The organism is Pseudomonas sp. NFACC02 (assembly GCF_900110765.1).
GTDB lineage: Bacteria > Pseudomonadota > Gammaproteobacteria > Pseudomonadales > Pseudomonadaceae > Aquipseudomonas.
This window is the reverse complement of the sequence record NZ_FOEO01000019.1, coordinates 66,996-87,003: the sequence shown is the minus strand read 5'-3', so window position 1 is coordinate 87,003 and position 20,008 is coordinate 66,996. Positions and strand designations below refer to the sequence as shown.

Below are 20,008 nucleotides of genomic sequence, written 5' to 3'. Positions count from 1 at the left end.
ATCTGCCGGGAACCGGCAGCAATACCTGTGCATGCGGGGTGTCAGGCACAATTGAGTCGCCTGATTTTGCTACCGCTGCGCGGTAGATCGCGGGACAAGCCACGCTCCTACAGGGACTGTGTCAGCCTGATAGATCTGCTTTTGATTTTGCTTTTCGACATCGATATTCCGGACACCGCAAATCGCGACTTGGGTGCAGGCCAAGCGCAGACGACGCGCAGTGGGCCGAGCGGCATGGATGCCGCGAGAGCGCTGCCAGGACATGGATGTCCGTTCAGCGCGGGCCCACGGAGCGTCGTCGGAGTGCGGGTACCCGACGCAGGAGGGCCAAGCCAGGAGCAGGGCCTTTTTGGTTACTTTTTCGGCTCTTGGAAAAAGTGACCCGCTGTAAGAGCGGAACCCTAAGTCGCCGTTACCAAAAAAACGGATATACACACCCTCTCAACGTAAAAAACAGAGTCCATAAAAAAGGCCACCCGAAGGTGGCCTTAAATATGAAACTGAGAAGAAGAGACTGTTACACCGCCGCAACAGGGCGCATGTACGAGATCGGTGCGGTACTGGCGTCTTCGAAGGTCACGACTTCATAGGCATCGCTTTGTGCAATCAAAGCACGCAGCAGACGATTGTTCAGGCCGTGTCCCGACTTGAAGCCCTGGTACTCGCCGATCAGGCTATTGCCCAGCAGATACAGGTCACCGATGGCATCCAGGATCTTGTGCTTGACGAATTCGTCCTCATAACGCAGGCCGTCTTCGTTCAGCACACCGTCCTTGTCCACGACGATTGCGTTTTCAACGCTGCCGCCCAGAGCAAGGTTGTGCTTGCGCAGATACTCGATGTCTTTCATGAAACCGAAAGTACGCGCACGGCTCACTTCTTTTACGAAGGAGGTGCTGGAAAAGTCGACACATGCGGTTTGCGTGCGATTCTTCAGGTACGGGTGGTCGAAATCTATCTCGAAGCCCACCTTGAAACCTTCGAACGGCACGAACTTCGCAAATTTGCCATCTTCTTCAACGCAGACTTCTTTCAAAATCCGGATGAATTTCTTCGGTGCGTCCTGTTCTTCCAGGCCAGCCGATTGAATCAGGAATACGAAGGGACCTGCGCTGCCGTCCATGATTGGAACTTCGGAGGCAGAGAGTTCAACGTAGGCGTTATCGATGCCAAGGCCAGCCATGGCCGACAGCAAGTGTTCAACCGTATCGACCTTCACATCACCGTTGAACAGCGTTGTGGAAAGCGTGGTGTCGCCAACATTCAACGCGTGCGCGTTGATCTGAACGACCGGCTCGAGGTCGGTACGGAAAAACACAATGCCAGCGTTCACAGGTGCAGGTTTGAGGGTCAGGTAAACCTTTTCCCCCGAGTGCAGGCCGATACCTGTGGCACGGATAATATTCTTCAGGGTGCGTTGTTTAATCATGGCATTGGCCGCTTCAGCGCATATCGCGAATTAGTATCAACAAAGGCTGGCGATGATAGCAGACCTCGCCTTTGCTGAACACCAATCACCCTTATACCCCTGATAGAACTCATCAATCAGCCTGACGACGCAGGAAAGCTGGAATATCCAGGTAATCCAGATCGTCTTGCGGATTCATTTTTGCCGCGGCTGTCGCGCCAGCGTGAGCCTGATTGCGCATCACGGTAGGACGGTCCAGATCGCGATAATTCACCGAAGGCTGCTCCTGACGGACTGCCTGCTGCTGCACGGGTGCGGCTTGAGCGGTCTGCATGGTGTTGTCGATGACCTTCACAGGTTTCTCGATTTTTGCGCCCAGGCCGGTGGCAACCACGGTGACGTGCAACTCGTCGCGCATGTCCGGATCGATAACGGTACCGACCTTGACCATCGCGTGCTCGGAGGCGAACGCTTCGATGATGCTACCCACGTCCGAGTACTCACCCAGGGACAGGTCAGGACCGGCAGTGATGTTGACCAGAATGCCGCGGGCACCCTGCAGGTTCACGTCTTCGAGCAGCGGGTTGCGAATCGCAGCTTCAGTGGCTTCACGCGCACGGTTAGGACCGCTTGCAGCACCGGTACCCATCATCGCCATGCCCATTTCGGACATCACGGTACGTACGTCAGCGAAGTCGACGTTGATCATGCCTGGACGCTTGATGATGTCGGAGATACCGCGAACGGCACCGGCCAGTACATCGTCAGCCTTGGCGAAAGCTGACAGCAGGCTGGCGTCTTTGCCCAGGATGGTCAGCAGCTTCTCGTTGGGGATGGTGATCAACGAGTCGACGCTTTCGGACAGCGCGCGGATGCCTTCGTCGGCGATCTGCATGCGCTTGCGACCTTCGAACGGGAACGGACGGGTGACCACCGCAACGGTCAGAATGCCCATTTCCTTCGCCACTTCGGCGATGATTGGCGCAGCACCGGTACCGGTACCGCCACCCATGCCGGTGGTGATGAAGACCATGTTGGTGCCCTGCAGAACTTCCGCAATGCGCTCACGATCTTCCAGTGCGGCCTGACGACCGACTTCAGGGTTCGCACCTGCGCCCAGGCCCTTGGTGACACCGGTACCCAGTTGCAGAATGGTCCGCGCACCGATGTTTTTCAGTGCTTGAGCATCGGTGTTGGCGCAGATGAACTCGACGCCTTCGATGTTGCTCTTGACCATGTGATTGACTGCGTTGCCGCCGCCACCGCCAACGCCGATAACTTTAATTACCGGGCTTTGTGGGATGTTGTCTACGAGCTCGAACATGTTCCCTCTCCTTCAGTTCTCTAGTTTTATGTCGCCTGTTGCCTGCCTACCACTTTTTGAATCTTAGAAATTCCCCTGAACCCAGCGTTTGAGACGCTCAAACACCGGTGGTTTAGGTTCATCGCTATAACTGCTACCGGAGCCGGAAAGGCCGGACAGCGAGATGCCGTCAGACTGCTTTTGCAGTCCGTACAGCAACAGGCCGACGCCGGTGGAGTAGATCGGGTTGCGAACGACGTCCGCGAGCCCTTTGACACTGTGCGGAACGCCCAGGCGAACCGGCATGTGGAAGATCTCTTCCGCCAGCTCCACCGCGCCTTCCATTTTCGACGTACCACCGGTCAACACGATGCCGGCCGGGATCAGGTCTTCGTAGCCGCTGCGACGCAGTTCGGCCTGGATCAGCGTGAACAGCTCGTCGTAACGAGGCTCGACCACTTCAGCCAGCGCCTGGCGCGACAGCTCACGAGGTGGACGGTCGCCCACGCTCGGTACTTTGATGGTTTCACCGGCACCGGCCAGCTTGGCCAGGGCGCAGGCGTAACGGATCTTGATTTCTTCGGCGTACTGGGTCGGTGTGCGCAACGCCATGGCGATGTCGTTGGTCACCTGATCGCCAGCAATCGGGATCACGGCCGTGTGCCGGATGGCGCCTTCGGTGAAGATCGCGATGTCGGTGGTGCCGCCGCCGATATCCACCAGGCAGACGCCCAGCTCTTTCTCGTCGTCGGTCAGCACCGAGTAGGCCGAAGCCAGTTGCTCAAGAATGATGTCGTCGACTTCCAGACCGCAGCGACGCACGCATTTCTCGATGTTCTGTGCAGCATTGACCGCACAGGTCACGACGTGAACCTTCGCTTCCAGACGCACGCCCGACATGCCCAGCGGCTCACGAACGCCTTCCTGGTTATCGATGACGTAATCCTGCGGCAGGGTGTGCAGCACGCGCTGGTCGGCCGGAATCGCCACGGCCTGAGCGGCGTCGAGGACGCGCTCAAGGTCGGCGGAGCTGACTTCGCGGTCACGGATCGCCACGATGCCGTGGGAGTTCAGGCTACGAATGTGATTGCCAGCGACACCGACGAACGCCGAGTGAATGCGGCAGCCCGCCATCAGCTGCGCTTCTTCCACCGCGCGCTGGATCGACTGCACGGTGGACTCGATGTTCACCACCACGCCCTTCTTCAGGCCACGTGAAGGGTGGGTGCCGATACCGACGATTTCCAGCGTGCCATCAGCCGCGACTTCGCCTACCAGCGCCACCACCTTGGAGGTGCCGATATCCAATCCGACGATCATTTTGCCGCTTTGCACGTTTGCCATGGGTCCTGCCTCTTATCAATTCTTCGCGACGGCGGGTTTGTCCGTCGTTGGCGCTGGCGCCTGCTCACGCCAACCGACGGCAAGGCCGTTGTTGTAACGCAGGTCGACTCGCGCAATGTTCGTGATCTGTTCTTTCAGCGTTTTTTCGTAGATGGCGATAAAGCGGCGCATCTTCTCAACCAGATTGCCTCGTCCCAGCAACAGCTCCAGGCCGGGGCCCGCACTGCCTGCGCCGGTGGTCAGAAACCAGCTGCCTCGCTCACGCAATTCCAGGCGAGCGATGGAGAAGCCCAGCGGGCGCAACATCTGACTCAGAACCTGGTATTGCTGCATCACCTGCTGTTGAGCCCGTTGAGGCCCGAACAACTGCGGAAGGTGTTCGTAGTTGGCCAGTTCACGCGGCGTGAAGGCCTGACCCTGGTTGTTCAGCAGCGCCTGGTCACCCCAACGCGCAACCGGTAATTGTTCTTCCAGGCGAATCACCACCTGATCGGGCCATACGCGGCGAACTTCGGCGTGCGCAATCCACGGCATCTGCTCCAGCTCCGTGCGCATGCCAGCCAGGTCGACGTTGAAGAAGCTCGTCGCGACGTACGGAGCGATACGCTGCTGCACCGCCTGCTGGCTGATGTAGCTCAGGTCGCCCTGAACGTTGATCCGCGAAATCGGGCGGTCGGCGTACGGCAGCAGACGCTGGGCCGCTTCATACGTGCCGAACCCGAGCACTACCAACAACACCGGCCACATCAGGCTGCGCAGGAAACCGAAATTCGGCTTGGGCAAGCGTGACGACAATGGTTCACGGGCCACCATCCGGCTGGCGCCGCGAGGCACGGGCTTGCGGCTCGGAGAAGATTGCTGATGACGTAGCGTCGCGCCGTGCATGATCTACCCTCGCACCTGGACACTGTCGGCCAGAATCGCCAACACCAACTGTTTGAAATCGAGCCCCGCTGCTTTCGCGGCCATGGGCACCAGGCTGTGATCGGTCATGCCGGGCACGGTGTTGACTTCCAGCAGCCAGAACTTGCCATCGGCATCCTGCATCACGTCCGTGCGTGCCCAGCCGGCAATGCCGACGGCTTCACACGCCCGCGCTGTCAGCGCCTTGAGTTCCTGTTCTTGGGTTGCACTCAGGCCACATGGAATCCGGTACTGGGTATCGGAAGCCAGGTACTTGGCGTCGTAATCGTAAAAGCTGTGGGGAGTCCCAAGGCCGATGGGCGGCAATACTTGCCCGCGCAGAGAAGCGACGGTGAACTCCGGACCTTGAATCCATTGTTCGACCAACACTTGCGAATCGTAGGTACTGGCGGCATTCCAGGCGGCGATCAATTCGTCGACGCTGGTCACCTTGGCCATACCGATACTGGAACCTTCATGTGCGGGTTTGACGATCAAAGGAAAGCCCAGTTCCGTCGCCGCCAAAATACAATCCGACTCACTGCCAAGGACCGCGTGACGCGGGGTCGGAAGTCCCAGGCTCTGCCAGACCTGCTTGGTGCGCAGCTTGTCCATCGCCAGCGCCGAAGCGAGCACGCCGCTGCCGGTGTACGGGATTTCCAGGCACTCCAGCAGACCCTGCATGGTGCCGTCTTCGCCGCCACGGCCATGCAGCACAATGAATGCGCGATCTATCTTTTCACTGACCAGCCGCTGCAGAAAATCATCGCCCACGTCGATGCCAAACGCATTGACGCCCGCGCTCAGCAGTGCCTCAAGCACCGCATGACCGGATTTCAGGGAAACCTCCCGCTCCGCACTCTTGCCACCGAAGAGCACGGCAACGCGACCGAAGCTTGTCGGCTCCAGTGTCGAGAGCAGGGAGATTTGCGCGGCGGCTGTCATTTCAGCTTACCTTCGGTTGAGGCCACGATGGCACCCGTGAACAACGGGCTCTTGAGCAACTGCGGCGCGAGACCGCCGATATCACCTGCGCCCTGACAGAGCAGGATGTCGCCGGCACGCAGCAGCGGCTTGACCAGCGGAGCCAGTTCGACGCCACGCTCGATGTAGATCGGGTCGAGCTGTCCTCGCTGACGGATGCTGTGCGCCAACTGACGGCTGTCAGCGCCCGGGATCGGCTCTTCGCCCGCCGGATAGACTTCCATCAACAGCAGGACGTTGGCGTCGTTGAGCACCTGCACGAAATCGTCGTACAGATCACGGGTACGGCTATAACGGTGTGGCTGATAGACCATGACCAGACGACGGTCCGGCCAGCCGCCACGCACGGCGTTGATCACCGCAGCGACTTCGCGCGGATGGTGACCGTAGTCGTCGACCAGCATGACGCTGCCACCTTCGACCGGAAGTTCGCCATACACCTGAAAGCGACGACCCACGCCCTGGAAGCCCGACAGTCCCTGCACGATGGCCTCGTCAGCGATGCCTTCGTCGGTCGCGATGGCGATCGTGGCCAGCGAGTTGAGCACGTTGTGATTGCCCGGCATGTTCACCGATACGTCCAGCGGTTCGTGCTCGCGACGCAGCACGGTGAAATGCGTGCGCATGCCTTCTTGACGCACGTTGATGGCGCGCACGTCAGCCTCTTCGTTGAAGCCATAGGTCACGACCGGACGCTTGACCGACGGCAGAATGTCGCGCACCACCGGATCATCGGTACACACCACCGCCAACCCGTAGAACGGCAGGTTGTGCAGGAACTCGACGAAGGTTTTCTTCAGTTTGTTGAAGTCACCTTCGTAGGTCGCCATGTGATCGGCGTCGATGTTGGTGACGACGGCCACCAGCGGCTGCAGGTGCAGGAAACTGGCGTCGCTTTCATCGGCTTCAGCGATCAGGTAACGGCTGGTGCCGAGCTGAGCGTTGGTGCCGGCGGCGTTCAAGCGACCGCCGATCACAAACGTCGGGTCCAGGCCGCCGGCCGCGAACACCGATGCGATCAGGCTGGTAGTGGTGGTTTTGCCGTGCGTACCGGCGACCGCGATGCCATGACGATAGCGCATCAGCTCAGCCAGCATTTCGGCGCGCGGCACCACCGGAATCCGACGTTCGAGTGCAGTCGCAACTTCCGGGTTGGAGGTGTTCACAGCGCTGGAAACCACCAGCACGTCTGCCGTTGACGCGTTCTCCGCGCGGTGGCCGATGAAAATCTGTGCACCAAAGGATTCGAGACGCTCGGTCACAGGCGATGCCTTCAGGTCGGAACCGGACACGTTGTAGCCCAGGTTCAACAACACTTCGGCGATGCCGCACATGCCCACACCGCCGATGCCGACGAAGTGGATCCGACGGATACGGCGCATCTCCGGCTGAGGCATGGCGCGTTGACTCTCAACCATGGACCACCTCCAGGCAGACGTCGACAACGGTATTGGTGGCATCCGGTTTGGCCAGTTGGCGAGCCGTATTGGCCATGCGTTTCAATTGTTCGGGTTGCATCAAAACCTCTTTCAGGCGAGCCGCCATCTCGGCAGCGCCAGTTGTCGCTTGCGGCATCACGAAGGCGGCGCCTTCACGAGCCAGATATTCGGCATTGCGCGACTGGTGATCGTCGATCGCGTGGGGCAACGGCACCAGCAACGACGGCAAGCCAGCAGCTGCCAGTTCACTGATGGTCAGCGCGCCTGCGCGGCACACCACCAGATCCGCCCAGCCATAGGCTTGGGCCATGTCCTTGATGAACGGAGCGACCTGCGCCTCGACGCCCGCCGCGCGATAACGCTCGGTGGTGACTTCATCGTGATGCTTGCCCGCCTGATGGAAGACCTCAGGGCGTATGTCCACAGGCACTTGCGCGAGCGCTTCCGGCAGCAGTTTGTTCAGCGGCTCAGCGCCAAGGCTTCCGCCCAGTACCAGCAGACGCGGCTTGCGTCCCGCCAGCGCCTGACGCGGGGTTTCGAAAAACAGTTCGGCACGGACCGGATTACCGGTGGTGCGGCGCTTGGCCGACGCTGCGAACGTCTGAGGAAATGCCTCGCACACACGGCTGGCAAACGACGCCAGGCTACGGTTGGCAGTACCGGCGACCGCGTTCTGCTCATGAATGATCAACGGCACGCCCGCCAGTTTCGCGGCCAGACCGCCAGGGCCTGTGACATAACCACCAAACCCGACCACACACACCGGCTTCAGCTCCCGCATGATTTTGCGCGCCTGAAACAGCGATTTGATCAACATGAACGGCGCCTTGAGCAAGGACAGACGGCCCTTGCCACGCAACCCGGTGGCGTTGATCACATGCAGCTTGAGGCCAGCGGCAGGCACCAGTTCGTTCTCGATACCGCGCGGCGTACCCAGCCAGTGCACGGTATAACCACGCGCCTGGAATTCGCGCGCGCAGGCCAGTGCCGGGAACACATGTCCGCCGGTACCACCGGCCATGATCAGCACATTACCGACGGCCATGGGTGGGCTCCTCGGCAAAATCGCTTTCGCTGAATTCAGCTTCTTCGCTGCCCATGTTGTTGCGCGATTCCCACTCGATGCGCAGCAACAGCCCCAGACTGGCGCAGCAAATGATCAGCGAGCTGCCGCCGTAACTGAGGAACGGCAGGGTCAAGCCTTTGGTTGGCAGTAGACCGACGTTCACGCCAATGTTGATCAGGAACTGACCGATCCACAGGAACGCCAGACCATAGGCGGTGTAAGCGGCAAAGAACTGTTTGGCGCGCTCGGCCCACATGCCGATGTACATCGCGCGAATACTCACGAAGACGAACAGCGCCACCGTGGCCAACGATCCGACGACGCCCAGTTCTTCGGCCAGTACCGAGAACACGAAGTCGGTGTGCGCCTCCGGCAGATAGAACTGTTTCTGCACGCTGTTGCCCAGACCGACACCGAACCATTCGCCGCGACCAAAGGCGATCAGCGCCTGCGTCAACTGGTAGCCCGAACCGAACTGGTCGGACCACGGGTCGGTAAAGGTGATCAGACGCGCCATCCGGTAAGGCTGCGCCTGAACCAGCACGAACACGGCGGCCACGGCGAGCGCCACCATGAGGGCAAAACGGAACAGGCCGACGCCACCGAGGAACAGCATCGCGGCGGCGGCGCCCATCATCACGACAGTGGCACCGAAGTCGGGCTCCATCAGCAGCAGCCCGGCCATGGGCAACAACACGATGAACGGCTTGAAGAACCCCATCCAGCTCTCGCGCACTTCCTGCTGACGGCGAATCAGATAGCCTGCGAGGAAGATCACCACGAAGACTTTTGCGATCTCCGAGGGCTGCACGTTGAACATGCCGAAGCCGATCCAGCGCATCGAACCGTTCACCTCACGCCCGATCCCGGGCACGATCACCATGACCAGCAGACCGAAGGCGCCAATCAGCATCAGCCAGCCCAGCCGCTGCCAGGTGGCGACAGGCACCATCATGGTCGCGATGCAGGCGCCCAGGCCCAGCACCAGATAGATCAGGTGACGGGTCATCATGTACAGCGCGTTGCCAGATTGCACCGCGGCCACTTCCGACGACGCGGACGTGATCATCACAAGGCCAAGACCGAGCAACGCCAGGCAGCCAGCGAGCATCGGGAAATCGACGTCCACACCACGACCGCTGATGATCGGCGACGGATAAGGCTTGATCACACCAAAAATCATGACAAGTCCCTCACGGCCTGGGCGAACAGGCGTCCGCGCTCTTCGAAATTCTTGAACATATCCAGGCTTGCGCAGGCTGGCGACAGCAATACGGCGTCCCCTTGCTGCGCCGATTCGGCGGCACGTTGCACAGCTTCTTCCAATGTTTTGACGCGTATCAAAGGCACCGAATCGCCGAAGGTTCCGGCGAGCAGTTCAGCGTCGCGCCCCAGCAGGACAACGGCACGGCAATGGGTGGCGACCGGGACTTTGAGCGCAGAAAAATCCGCTCCCTTGCCATCACCACCCGCAATCAACACCAGCTTGCCGCTGATGTCCGTTCCCAAGCCCTCGATGGCTGCCAGCGCAGCACCGACGTTGGTCGCTTTGGAATCGTCGTAATAACTAACGCCCTTGAGCTCGCGAACCCACTGGCAGCGATGCACCAGGCCAGCGAACGAACGCAGGCTGGACAGCATCGCGTCGAACGGCAGCCCGACGGCATGACCAAGCGCCAATGCAGCCAGCGCGTTGGCCTGGTTATGGGCGCCACGGATTTTCAACTCACGGACCGGCATCAGGTTGTCGAACTGGAACGCCAGGTACTTCTCGCCGTTCTCTTCTCGCAGACCGAAGCCGTTGATGTCAGGTGTGTTCAGACCAAAGGTCCAGCAAGGCACCCCTTCGCCGATCAATGGTCGCGACAGGGCGTCCTGACGATTGACCACCACCTGACGCGCACCACGGAAAATCCGGTGCTTGGCCAGGTGGTACGCCGGCAGTCCGCTGTAGCGGTCCATATGGTCTTCGCTGACATTGAGCACGGTGGCGACTTCGGCGCCCAGTTGATCAGTGGTTTCCAGCTGGAAACTCGACAGCTCCATCACATACAGCTCGACATCGTGACTGAGCAGGTCCAGCGCCGGCGTTCCGAGATTTCCGCCAACGGCCACACGCTTACCGGCCGCTGCGGCCATCTCACCCACCAGCGTGGTCACGGTACTTTTCGCGTTGGAGCCGCTGATAGCAACGATGGGTGCCTTGGCATTGCGCGCGAACAGCTCGATATCGCCCGACAGTTTCACGCCACGCGCGGCGGCCTGTTGCAATGCCGGTGTCGCCAGCGCCAGACCGGGACTCACATATAATTCGTCGGCGCGGCAGAGAAACTCGACGTCCAGCTCGCCACAACGCACTTCCACCTGCGGGTAGTCACGACGCAGGGTCGCCAGCTCAGGTGGGTTCTCACGGGTATCCGCTACCGCAAACGCCACGCCCCGATTCGCCAGGAAGCGAACCAGGGACATGCCGCTCTTGCCGAGACCGACAACGATGCGGAAGTGAGAAGAAGCGATCAGCGACACTCTGTTCTACCTCAGTTTCAACGTGGCAAGGCCGATCAGCACGAGAATCACCGTGATGATCCAGAAACGGACGATCACGCGAGGCTCGGGCCAGCCTTTGAGTTCAAAGTGGTGATGGATCGGTGCCATGCGGAAAACGCGGCGGCCGGTCAATTTAAACGATGCAACCTGAATGACGACTGACAGGGTTTCCATCACGAACACGCCGCCCATTATGAACAGAACGATTTCCTGACGAACGATCACCGCGATGGTGCCCAGTGCTGCGCCCAGCGCCAGCGCACCGACGTCGCCCATGAAGACCTGGGCCGGATACGTGTTGAACCAGAGAAAGCCCAGGCCCGCACCGATTAACGCGCCGCAGAACACAATCAGTTCACCTGCGCCCGGAACGTAGGGAATCAGCAGGTACTCGGCGAATTTCACGTTACCGGACAGGTAGCAGAAAATGCCCAGCGCGCCGCCGACCATCACCGTCGGCAGGATCGCCAGACCGTCCAGGCCATCGGTCAGGTTCACGGCGTTGCTGGAGCCGACGATCACGAAGTACGTCAGGACGACGAAGCCGATGCCCAATGGAATGCTGAAATCCTTGAGCATCGGAATCAGCAGCGTGGTCTCCACCGGCGTTTGCGCGGTCATATAAAGGAAGATCGCAGCGCCCAGGCCGAACACCGACTGCCAGAAGTACTTCCAGCGGCTTGGCAGGCCCTTCGAGTTCTTTTCGATCACCTTGCGGTAGTCGTCCACCCAGCCGATGCCACCAAACAACAGGGTCACGATGAGTACGACCCAGACGTAACGGTTGGTTAGGTCCGCCCACAGCAGGGTACTGATGCCGATAGCCGACAGAATCAGTGCGCCGCCCATGGTCGGGGTGCCGGATTTGGACAGGTGCGATTGAGGGCCGTCGTTACGGACCGATTGGCCGATCTGCTTGTTCTGCAGGGCACGGATCATCCAGGGACCGAGGCAGAGCGACAATGACAGTGCGGTGAGCACGCCAAGGATCCCGCGCAGGGTCAGGTACTGGAAGACCGCGAAGCCTTTGTAGAACTGTTGCAGATACTCGGCCAGCAGCAGCAGCATTAATGTTTCTCCGCCTTCAAGGGGTAAGTCTCAGATCCGCATAGCGCTGCCACGACGTTTTCCATCGCGGCACTGCGAGAACCTTTGATCAAAAGGGTTGTGTTTTTATCTTGCTCGGCGCGTAGCGCTTCGATCAGGTCGGCCTGATTGGCAAAATGGCGCGCATCCTGCCCGAAAGCCTTGACGGCATGGGCCATCAGGGGACCAACGGCATACAGGGCGTCGACCTTGCCGGCGGCGTACGCACCCACGTCACGGTGGCCCTGCTCCGCCCAGTCACCCAATTCGCCGATATCGCCCAGCACCAGCACGGTACGGCCTGCGAAGCCAGCGAGAATATCGGTGGCTGCCGCCACGGAACTCGGGTTGGCGTTGTAGGTGTCGTCGATAACGCGAATACCGTTGGTCGCTAGCTGCGCAACAGTGCGCCCTTTGACCGGCTGAACATCGTTGAGGCCGGTCACGATGCCCGGCAGAGACACGTCCAGCGCGTACGCAGCAGCGGCCGCGGCTAACGCGTTTGCAACGTTGTGCGCACCGAGCAGATTCAGTTGAACCTGCGCCGAGCCACTTGGGCCATTCAGCGTGAAGGCCGGGCAACCGCGGGCGTCGATGCCCAGATCGGAGGCATAAAAGTCGGCCTGGGCGTTGCCACGGGAAAAACTCAACACCTTGCGACCGGCCGCGCGGGCCACCCATATGTCGAAGGCCTTGTCGTCGAGATTCAACACCGCAACGCCGCGGGTATCGAGACCTTCGATGATTTCGCCTTTGGCTTCGACGATCTTCTCTGGCCCGCCGAACTCACCGACGTGCGCGGTCCCGGCGTTGGTCAGTACCACGACATGAGGTTTGGTCAGACTGACGGTGAAGGCGATTTCGCCGATCCGCGAGGCGCCCAGTTCAATGACCGCCGCGTCGAACGCGGGAGACAGTTCAAGCAGCGTCAGCGGAACACCCAGTTCGTTGTTCAGGTTGCCGCGAGTTGCCAGCACCGGACCACGCGTACGCAGAATACTCGCGAGCATTTCCTTGACCGTGGTTTTACCGCTGGAGCCAGTGATGGCAGCCACCGGTTTGTCTATAAACGCATTACGGTTCATCGCGCCCAATTGCGCGAGCGCCTTGCGCGTGTCGCCCACGATCAGTTGGGGCAACGAACTGCCTTGAATCTCGCGCTCGACCAACGCCCCCACCGCACCTTTCGCGGCGACCTGATCCAGATAATCGTGACCGTCAAAACGCGGGCCGGTGAGCGCGACGAACAACTGCCCCGGATTGATGGCCCGGCTGTCGATGCTGACGCCGGTAAAGCTGCAATCCTCGCCTACCCGACGCGCGTCGAGCGGCAGCACCAGTTCGCTGAACGAAAGTGGCTTAAGCATGTGCAGCCTCCCATGCGTCCAGTGCCTTGGCGGCTTCTTCAAGATCGGAAAACGGATGGCGCTGGCCGTCGATTTCCTGGTAATCCTCGTGCCCCTTGCCAGCCAATACGATCACGTCGGCGGCTTGAGCCTGAGCGATGATTTGCGCGATGGCCTGACCACGACCGGCGACGAACGCGACGTTTTCTACGGCACTGAAGCCCGCCCGAATGTCATCGAAGATGCGTATCGGGTTTTCGGTTCTCGGGTTGTCGTCGGTGACCAGGACCTTGTCGGCCAGACGCTCCACCACTTCGGCCATCAACGGACGCTTGCCGCGATCGCGATCACCACCGCAACCGAACAGACAGGTCAGTTGGCCCTTGGCATGCGGGCGCAGTGCAGCGAGGACTTTTTCCAGGGCATCCGGCGTGTGGGCGTAATCAACGACCACCAAAGGTCGCGACCCTCCGCCAAGACGCTGCATGCGCCCTACCGGGCCTTCGAGGCTCGGCAACACGTTGAGAATGTCGTCCAGCGGATAATCGAGGCCCATCAGCGCACCGACTGCAGCCAGTACGTTACTCAGGTTGAAGCGACCCAGCAGACCGCTGCGCAGGACGTGATCGCCTTGTGGCGTCACAAGCGTGGCGCGCACGCCGTCGTCATCGAAATGCGCATCACGGCAGAACAGATAGGCGCTGCTGTCTTCCAGGCTGTACGTAATCAAGCGCGAGGCATGGGGGGCGGCAGCCAGTTGGCGACCGAACGCGTCGTCAAGGTTGATCACGCGGCAACGCAGGTCATCCCAGGCAAACAGCTTGGCCTTGGCGGCGCCATAGGCTTCCATCGTCCCGTGGTAATCCAGATGATCACGGGACAGGTTGGTCATGACCGCGACGTCGAATGCCAACGCCGTCACCCGCCCCTGATCCAGACCGTGCGATGAAACCTCCATCGCGATGGCTCTGGCACCCGCTTTTTTCAGGTCATAGATCGTGGACTGTACGGAAATCGGGTCGGGCGTGGTGTGGATACCACTCTTCAAATCGCTATAGAAGCCTGTCCCCAAGGTGCCGATCAGGCCGCAGTGCTGACCCAGTTTGTCCAGTGCCTGTGCAATCAGTTGAGTGACGCTGGTCTTGCCATTGGTGCCGGTCACGCCGACCAGATTCATGCTGCGACTCGGGTCGCCGTAGAAACGGCCCGCGATGTCGGACAGTTGCGCAGCCAGCCCTTTCACCGGAATCATCGGGATATCGGTGATCGGAAGCACCTTGGCACCTTCGACTTCATAGGCGACAGCCGCAGCACCATGAGCGATGGCGTCGGTGATGTGATCGCGCCCGTCGACTTTCAGACCCGGAATCGCCAGGAACAGATCGCCCGGACGGACTTTTCGGCTGTCCAGCGTCAGTTCGCGAATCAACAGGTCACGATCGCTCTGGGAAAAAATCTTGCTCAAGTTAAAGGACATCAGCCGCGCCCTCCCTTGACTGGAGCAACGACCGGAGCGGCATTGGCTTGCTGTTCAGGTGGAATCGGCGCGAGGTTGTCCGGGCGTACGTTCATCAAACGCAACGTGCCGGACATGACTTTGCTGAAAACGGGCGCGGAAACCAGACCACCGAAGTAGCCGCCTTTGCTCGGTTCGTCGATCACCACCACGATGGCATAGCGCGGATTGCTCATCGGGCCGAAGCCTGCGAACAACGAGCGATAGGAATTCTCCGCGTACCCCTTGGTGCCGACGGAGGTCTTACGCGCGGTACCCGATTTGCCAGCGACGTGATAAGACGGCACGCGCGCTCGATAAACGCCACGCGGGTCTTCGATCACCTGTTGCAGCATGCCTTGCAGGGTTTTTGCGGTCGCTTCCGGAATCGCCTGGGTCGACTCCGCAGGCTTGTCGGTTTTCAGGATGGTCAGCGGGACGAGCTTGCCGTTGTTCGCCAGCGCCGAGTACGCGTGCACCAGTTGCAAAGCGGTGACGGAAAGGCCGTAGCCGTACGACAGGGTCGCGGTTTCGGCCTTGCGCCATTCACGGTAGTTCGGCAGGTTGCCCACGCGCTCGCCCGGGAAGCCCAGGCCGGTGTACTGACCGAGGCCGACTCGCTGCATGGCCCGAAAAATCGCTTCGCCGCCCACGTCGAACGCCACTTTGCTCATGCCGACGTTACTGGAGTTGATCAGGATGCCGGTCAGATCGAGGATCGGGCCTTCGGTTTTGGTCACGTCACGAATGGTGTATTTGCCGATTTGCAGCGTGCCCGGATAAACCTCGACCTTGTCGGTAGGCTTCCAGCGCCCGCTTTCGAGGGCAGCCGTCATCGAGATCGGCTTCATGGTCGAACCTGGTTCGAACACGTCGATGATCGCGCGGTTACGCATGGCGGCCGGCACCATGGTACGGCGGTTGTTCGGGTTGTAGGTCGGCTGGTTGACCATCGCCAGCACTTCACCGGTCTTCACGTCCATGATCACCAGGCTGCCGGCCTTCGCATCGTTTTCCTGAATCGCGTTACGCAGTTCACGGGTCGCCAGGTATTGCAGGCGCAGATCAATAGACAAAGCCAAGGTCTTCCCGGCCTTGGCGTTTTTCTTCACTTGCAGGTCTTTGATCAACCTGCCGCGCCGGTCCTTGATGACCTGCCGTTTCCCCGGCACCCCTGCAAGCCAGTCGTCATACGCAAGTTCGACACCCTCACGACCGTGGTCGTCGAGGTCGGTGAATCCCACCATGTGTGCCGTGACATCGCCCGCCGGATAGAAACGACGGAACTCTTCCTTGCCATAAACGCCCGGTACTTTCAGATCAAGCACAGACTGACCCTGCTCCGGGGTAAGCCCGCGAACCAGATAGATGAACTCTTTGGTGGACTGCTCGTTCAGGCGATCGGCGAGCGCCTTCGGGTCCTGACCCAATGCCTGCGCCAACAAGCCCCACTTGCTCTTGTCGGCCTGCATTTCGGACGGGTTCGCCCAGATCGTGGTCACTGGCGTGCTCACGGCCAACGGCTCGCCGTTACGGTCGGTGATCAGGCCCCGGTGAGCCGGAATGGAAACAGTGCGCAGGCTGCGCGCGTCGCCTTGTTCGATGAGGAACCGATGATCGATGACCTGCAGGTCGACGATGCGATAGCAAATAGCCAAAACCATGATCGACAAGAGCCCGACCACGACGCGGAACCGCCAGGGATAAAGTGCCCCTTCGAGCTTCATCATGGCGACACCATCCGGATATCGGCGGCGTTCGGGATACGCATTTTCAGCTGATCGGTCGCCAGTGCCTCGATACGGCTGTGCGCCGTCCAGGTGCTTTGCTCCAGAATCAACCGTCCCCACTCGGCCTGCGCCTTGTCACGCACGCTAAGCTCGGCGTACAGCGAGTTGAGCAACTGACGATTCCAGTGAGCACTGTAGGAAACGGCAATCGCCGACACGAGGACGGCAATGAACAGCAGCAGCATAAAGAAGCTGCCGGCCGGCAACGGCTTGAAGAAACCGCGGCTCACCGTAGCTTCTCCGCAACACGCATGACAGCACTGCGCGACCTTGGATTGACGCGGGTTTCATCGTCGGAGGCAAATTGCGCCTTGCCGATGATCTTGATGCGCGGCTCGAATGCTTGATGGCGGATTGGCAGGTTGCGCGGCATGTTGTCTGCCTCGCCCTTGACCAACTTGCGCATGAACAGCTTGACGATGCGGTCTTCGAGCGAATGGAAGCTTATGACTACCAGACGTCCGCCGACCTCAAGGTTCTCCAGGGCGGCATCAAGGCCGGCTTCCAGATCACCCAATTCGTTATTGACGTGGATACGCAGTCCCTGGAATGCGCGAGTTGCCGGGTTCTTGCCTTTTTCCCACGCCGGGTTGGCGACTTTCAGGACTTCAGCGAGGTCAGCAGTGCGTTCGAACGGCTGCGTATCGCGACGGGCGACCACCGCACCGGCCATGCGCCGGGCAAAACGCTCTTCGCCGTATTCTTTGAAGACCCGGGCGATTTCTTCGGCGGATGCCGTATTGACGAACTCGGCGGCACTGATCCCGCGAGAGGGGTCCATGCGCATGTCCAGCGGGCCATCATTCATGAAGCTGAAGCCGCGCTCGGGATCATCCAGTTGTGGCGAGGAAACGCCGAGGTCCAGCAGCACGCCGCTGACTTTTCCTGCCAGGCCGCGTGCCAGAGCTTCGGAGCCGAGTTCGGCAAAGCTGCGCTGCACAATGACAAAGCGGCCGTCTTCGGCCGCCAGCGCTTGCCCTGTGGCAATCGCTTGAGGATCTTTATCGAATCCGAGAAGCCGACCGTCCGGCCCCAGGTTCTGCAATATGAGGCGGCTGTGTCCGCCTCGCCCGAACGTGCCATCCAGATAGCAGCCATCGGCGCGCACCGCGAGAGCCTCGACGGCTTCTTCGAGCAGTACGGTGATGTGGGTAAAGCCGCTATTCATAGTCACAGGATCAAATCACGCAGTTCATCAGGCATCGCGCCCGGTTTTTGAATGGCCGCAAGGTCCGCATTAGCAAGTGCGTTCCAGGCGTCCTCATCCCACAGTTGAAACTTGTTCAGCTGGCCTACCAGCATCACGCGCTTGTCGAGCTTGGCGTACTCACGCAACCGTGGCGGCACCAGAAAACGCCCGCTCCCATCAAGCTCGAGATCCACGGCATTACCGATCAACAGTCGCTGCAGACGACGGTTTTCCTCGCGAAATGTGGCGAGCTCACGCAATTTGGCTTCGATCAGCTCCCATTCCGGAAGTGGATAGATGCACAAGCATGGATCGACGGTATCGATGGTCACGATCAGTTGCCCGGCGCTACGCGAATCCAGCTCGTCACGGTACCGGCTCGGCATAGCGAGACGGCCCTTTGCATCGAGATTGATTGCGTTTGCACCACGGAACACAGGCGCTTTCTCCGAATATTATCTTTTTGCGCTCAAAAAACCCACTTCACGCCACTTTCCGCCACTTGCGCACACTATAGGAATGCGCCCACCACACCGTCAAGGCAACTTCTTAAGGAAAACCCTTACAGGACGGAGATTTAGGAGGGGAAATGCAGGAGTTTTAAAAAATTTCGGAGCGGTCCTACAGATAAATCCGAATCAACTCAGAACGCTAACGTTTGAAGTTAAAGTGATTTATGAGGTTTAAGATTTTTTCGGTATTACGAGGAGGTTCTGCGGGAGAAAAACAGAGGAGGGAAAAAGGTGGAGAGTCGATCTGTAAGCCGGGTTCTGTCGAGGACAGTCATTCCTCTACGATGGCCATCACTGGACATCTTTAGCAACCTACCCGGTTCCAGCGCGGGCCACGCCTTGGAACCCTATTTGGTCTTGCTCCGAGTGGGGTTTACCTAGCCACGAACTGTTGCCAGACGTGCGGTGCGCTCTTACCGCACCTTTTCACCCTTACCGGCACCGAAGTGCTTAGGCGGTTATTTTCTGTGGCACTTTCCGTAGGCTCACGCCCCCCAGGCGTTACCTGGCACTCCGCCCTATGGAGCCCGGACTTTCCTCCCCCCTTCATTGCGGAACAATGAAAGGCAGCGACTGTCCAATCGACTCTCCGCCGCCAAGGTTAATGGCAGGGAGGCACAAGAACAAGCTTTAATAAGCCCCTGCGACTTTTGTATGACGGGCTGACGGGGTTCGGTCACTCGCCTTTCTGCTTGTCCAGAGCGACCTGGTACAGCAGATTCTTGCGCACCCCGGTGATCTCCGCAGCCAGCGCAGCCGCACGTTTGAGCGGCATTTCCTGCAACAGCAGATCCAGTACGCGTCGAGCCTCGGCTCCGATAACGTCTTCGCCCTCCGGCGTGCTCCAACCGGCCACCAACACCACACATTCTCCACGCTGCTGATTGCTGTCCCCTTCGACAAAGGCACGCAGCTCCCCCAAGGGCAATCCCTTGAGCGTTTCGAACGTCTTGGTCAGTTCCCTCCCCAAGACCGCGGGACGGTCAGCACCGAAAATGTCTTCCAGATCCTGCAGGCATTCCAGAATCCGGTGCGGCGCTTCATAGAAAATCACGGTGCGCGGTTCTTCTTTCAGCAATTCCAGGCGCGCTTTGCGCCCGACCGACTTTGCAGGCAGAAACCCTTCGAAAATGAATCGATCGGAAGGCAGCCCCGCAGCCGACAGCGCCGCGATCAGTGCACAGGCGCCGGGAACCGGAATCACCTGGATACCGGCCGCACGCGCCTGGCGCACCAGGTGATAGCCGGGATCGGAAATCAACGGCGTACCCGCATCCGAGATCAGCGCCACATTATCGCCCGCCAGCAGACGCGCGATGAACCGGCTCCCCTCATCCCGCTCGTTATGCTCGTGACAGGCGGCCAACGGCGTCGCTATGCCGAAATGTTGCATCAGGCGTAAGGAATGCCGGGTATCTTCAGCGGCAATCAAGGCCACCTCGCGCAACACCTTCAAGGCACGCACGCTCATGTCATCCAGGTTGCCGATTGGCGTGGCCACCACATAAAGCGAGCCTGTAGTGGAATTCAAAGCACCCGGAGCAGTCAAAGCGCACACCTCATGTTCGGTAAAAGCCTGCATTGTACAGGTTCACG

Annotated in this window: 17 protein-coding genes and 1 other RNA gene; all 18 read right to left on the bottom strand. The window is 59.9% G+C overall.

Annotation, left to right across the window (positions count from 1 at the left end):
- Positions 1-517 precede the first annotated feature (517 nt).
- The 18 genes from lpxC to rsmI all read right to left on the bottom strand — a co-directional run bounded on the left by lpxC (position 518) and on the right by rsmI (position 19,994).
- A complete protein-coding gene (gene lpxC, locus BMY73_RS16795) occupies positions 518-1,429 on the bottom strand; it encodes a UDP-3-O-acyl-N-acetylglucosamine deacetylase (RefSeq protein ID WP_062384183.1) in 912 nt (303 codons plus the stop codon).
- 112 nt (positions 1,430-1,541) lie between these two features.
- Positions 1,542-2,732, bottom strand: a complete 1,191-nt coding sequence (gene ftsZ, locus BMY73_RS16790; protein WP_062384185.1) for a cell division protein FtsZ — start codon at positions 2,730-2,732, stop codon at positions 1,542-1,544.
- 63 nt (positions 2,733-2,795) lie between these two features.
- The gene (ftsA, locus tag BMY73_RS16785) at positions 2,796-4,055 is read right to left on the bottom strand and encodes a cell division protein FtsA (RefSeq protein WP_062384188.1); all 1,260 of its coding nucleotides are present in this window, start codon (positions 4,053-4,055) and stop codon (positions 2,796-2,798) included.
- Between the two features lie 15 nt (positions 4,056-4,070).
- Positions 4,071-4,940 carry a cell division protein FtsQ/DivIB gene (locus BMY73_RS16780; RefSeq protein ID WP_062384191.1) on the bottom strand — a complete coding sequence of 290 codons (870 nt, stop codon included), beginning with the start codon at positions 4,938-4,940 and terminating at the stop codon, positions 4,071-4,073.
- A 3-nt stretch (positions 4,941-4,943) separates the two neighbouring features.
- Positions 4,944-5,903, bottom strand: coding sequence for a D-alanine--D-alanine ligase (locus BMY73_RS16775; RefSeq protein ID WP_092408463.1), 960 nt, complete (start codon positions 5,901-5,903; stop codon positions 4,944-4,946).
- Positions 5,900-7,360 (bottom strand): UDP-N-acetylmuramate--L-alanine ligase, encoded by a 1,461-nt coding sequence (murC, locus tag BMY73_RS16770; protein ID WP_062384197.1) that lies wholly within the window; start codon positions 7,358-7,360, stop codon positions 5,900-5,902. Before murC ends, BMY73_RS16775 begins: the two co-directional genes overlap by 4 nt.
- Complete coding sequence (murG, locus tag BMY73_RS16765) at positions 7,353-8,426, bottom strand: undecaprenyldiphospho-muramoylpentapeptide beta-N-acetylglucosaminyltransferase (RefSeq protein ID WP_092408461.1); 1,074 nt, start codon at positions 8,424-8,426, stop codon at positions 7,353-7,355. Before murG ends, murC begins: the two co-directional genes overlap by 8 nt.
- Positions 8,413-9,630, bottom strand: a complete 1,218-nt coding sequence (gene ftsW / locus BMY73_RS16760) for a putative lipid II flippase FtsW (RefSeq protein ID WP_062384204.1) — start codon at positions 9,628-9,630, stop codon at positions 8,413-8,415. The genes murG and ftsW overlap by 14 nt, the downstream gene beginning before the upstream one ends.
- On the bottom strand, positions 9,627-10,973 hold the full coding sequence (murD, locus tag BMY73_RS16755) for a UDP-N-acetylmuramoyl-L-alanine--D-glutamate ligase (RefSeq protein WP_092408459.1): 1,347 nt from the start codon (positions 10,971-10,973) through the stop codon (positions 9,627-9,629). Before murD ends, ftsW begins: the two co-directional genes overlap by 4 nt.
- Before the next feature lie 6 nt (positions 10,974-10,979).
- Positions 10,980-12,062 carry a phospho-N-acetylmuramoyl-pentapeptide-transferase gene (gene mraY / locus BMY73_RS16750; RefSeq protein ID WP_062384209.1) on the bottom strand — a complete coding sequence of 361 codons (1,083 nt, stop codon included), beginning with the start codon at positions 12,060-12,062 and terminating at the stop codon, positions 10,980-10,982.
- Positions 12,062-13,447, bottom strand: coding sequence for a UDP-N-acetylmuramoyl-tripeptide--D-alanyl-D-alanine ligase (gene murF / locus BMY73_RS16745; protein WP_092408457.1), 1,386 nt, complete (start codon positions 13,445-13,447; stop codon positions 12,062-12,064). Before murF ends, mraY begins: the two co-directional genes overlap by 1 nt.
- Complete coding sequence (locus tag BMY73_RS16740) at positions 13,440-14,903, bottom strand: UDP-N-acetylmuramoyl-L-alanyl-D-glutamate--2,6-diaminopimelate ligase (protein ID WP_092408455.1); 1,464 nt, start codon at positions 14,901-14,903, stop codon at positions 13,440-13,442. Before BMY73_RS16740 ends, murF begins: the two co-directional genes overlap by 8 nt.
- A complete protein-coding gene (locus BMY73_RS16735) occupies positions 14,903-16,651 on the bottom strand; it encodes a peptidoglycan D,D-transpeptidase FtsI family protein (RefSeq protein WP_062384218.1) in 1,749 nt (582 codons plus the stop codon). The genes BMY73_RS16740 and BMY73_RS16735 overlap by 1 nt, the downstream gene beginning before the upstream one ends.
- Positions 16,648-16,941, bottom strand: a complete 294-nt coding sequence (gene ftsL / locus BMY73_RS16730) for a cell division protein FtsL (protein WP_092408453.1) — start codon at positions 16,939-16,941, stop codon at positions 16,648-16,650. The genes BMY73_RS16735 and ftsL overlap by 4 nt, the downstream gene beginning before the upstream one ends.
- Positions 16,938-17,879, bottom strand: coding sequence for a 16S rRNA (cytosine(1402)-N(4))-methyltransferase RsmH (gene rsmH, locus BMY73_RS16725; RefSeq protein ID WP_092408451.1), 942 nt, complete (start codon positions 17,877-17,879; stop codon positions 16,938-16,940). Before rsmH ends, ftsL begins: the two co-directional genes overlap by 4 nt.
- Positions 17,880-17,881: 2 nt before the next feature.
- Positions 17,882-18,337: a division/cell wall cluster transcriptional repressor MraZ gene (gene mraZ / locus BMY73_RS16720; protein WP_092408449.1), complete on the bottom strand. Its 456-nt coding sequence runs from the start codon at positions 18,335-18,337 to the stop codon at positions 17,882-17,884.
- A gap of 306 nt (positions 18,338-18,643) precedes the next feature.
- Positions 18,644-19,001: RNase P RNA component class A (gene rnpB / locus BMY73_RS16715), an RNA gene on the bottom strand.
- An 87-nt stretch (positions 19,002-19,088) separates the two neighbouring features.
- Positions 19,089-19,994 carry a 16S rRNA (cytidine(1402)-2'-O)-methyltransferase gene (gene rsmI, locus BMY73_RS16710; protein WP_092408447.1) on the bottom strand — a complete coding sequence of 302 codons (906 nt, stop codon included), beginning with the start codon at positions 19,992-19,994 and terminating at the stop codon, positions 19,089-19,091.
- Positions 19,995-20,008 lie beyond the last annotated feature (14 nt).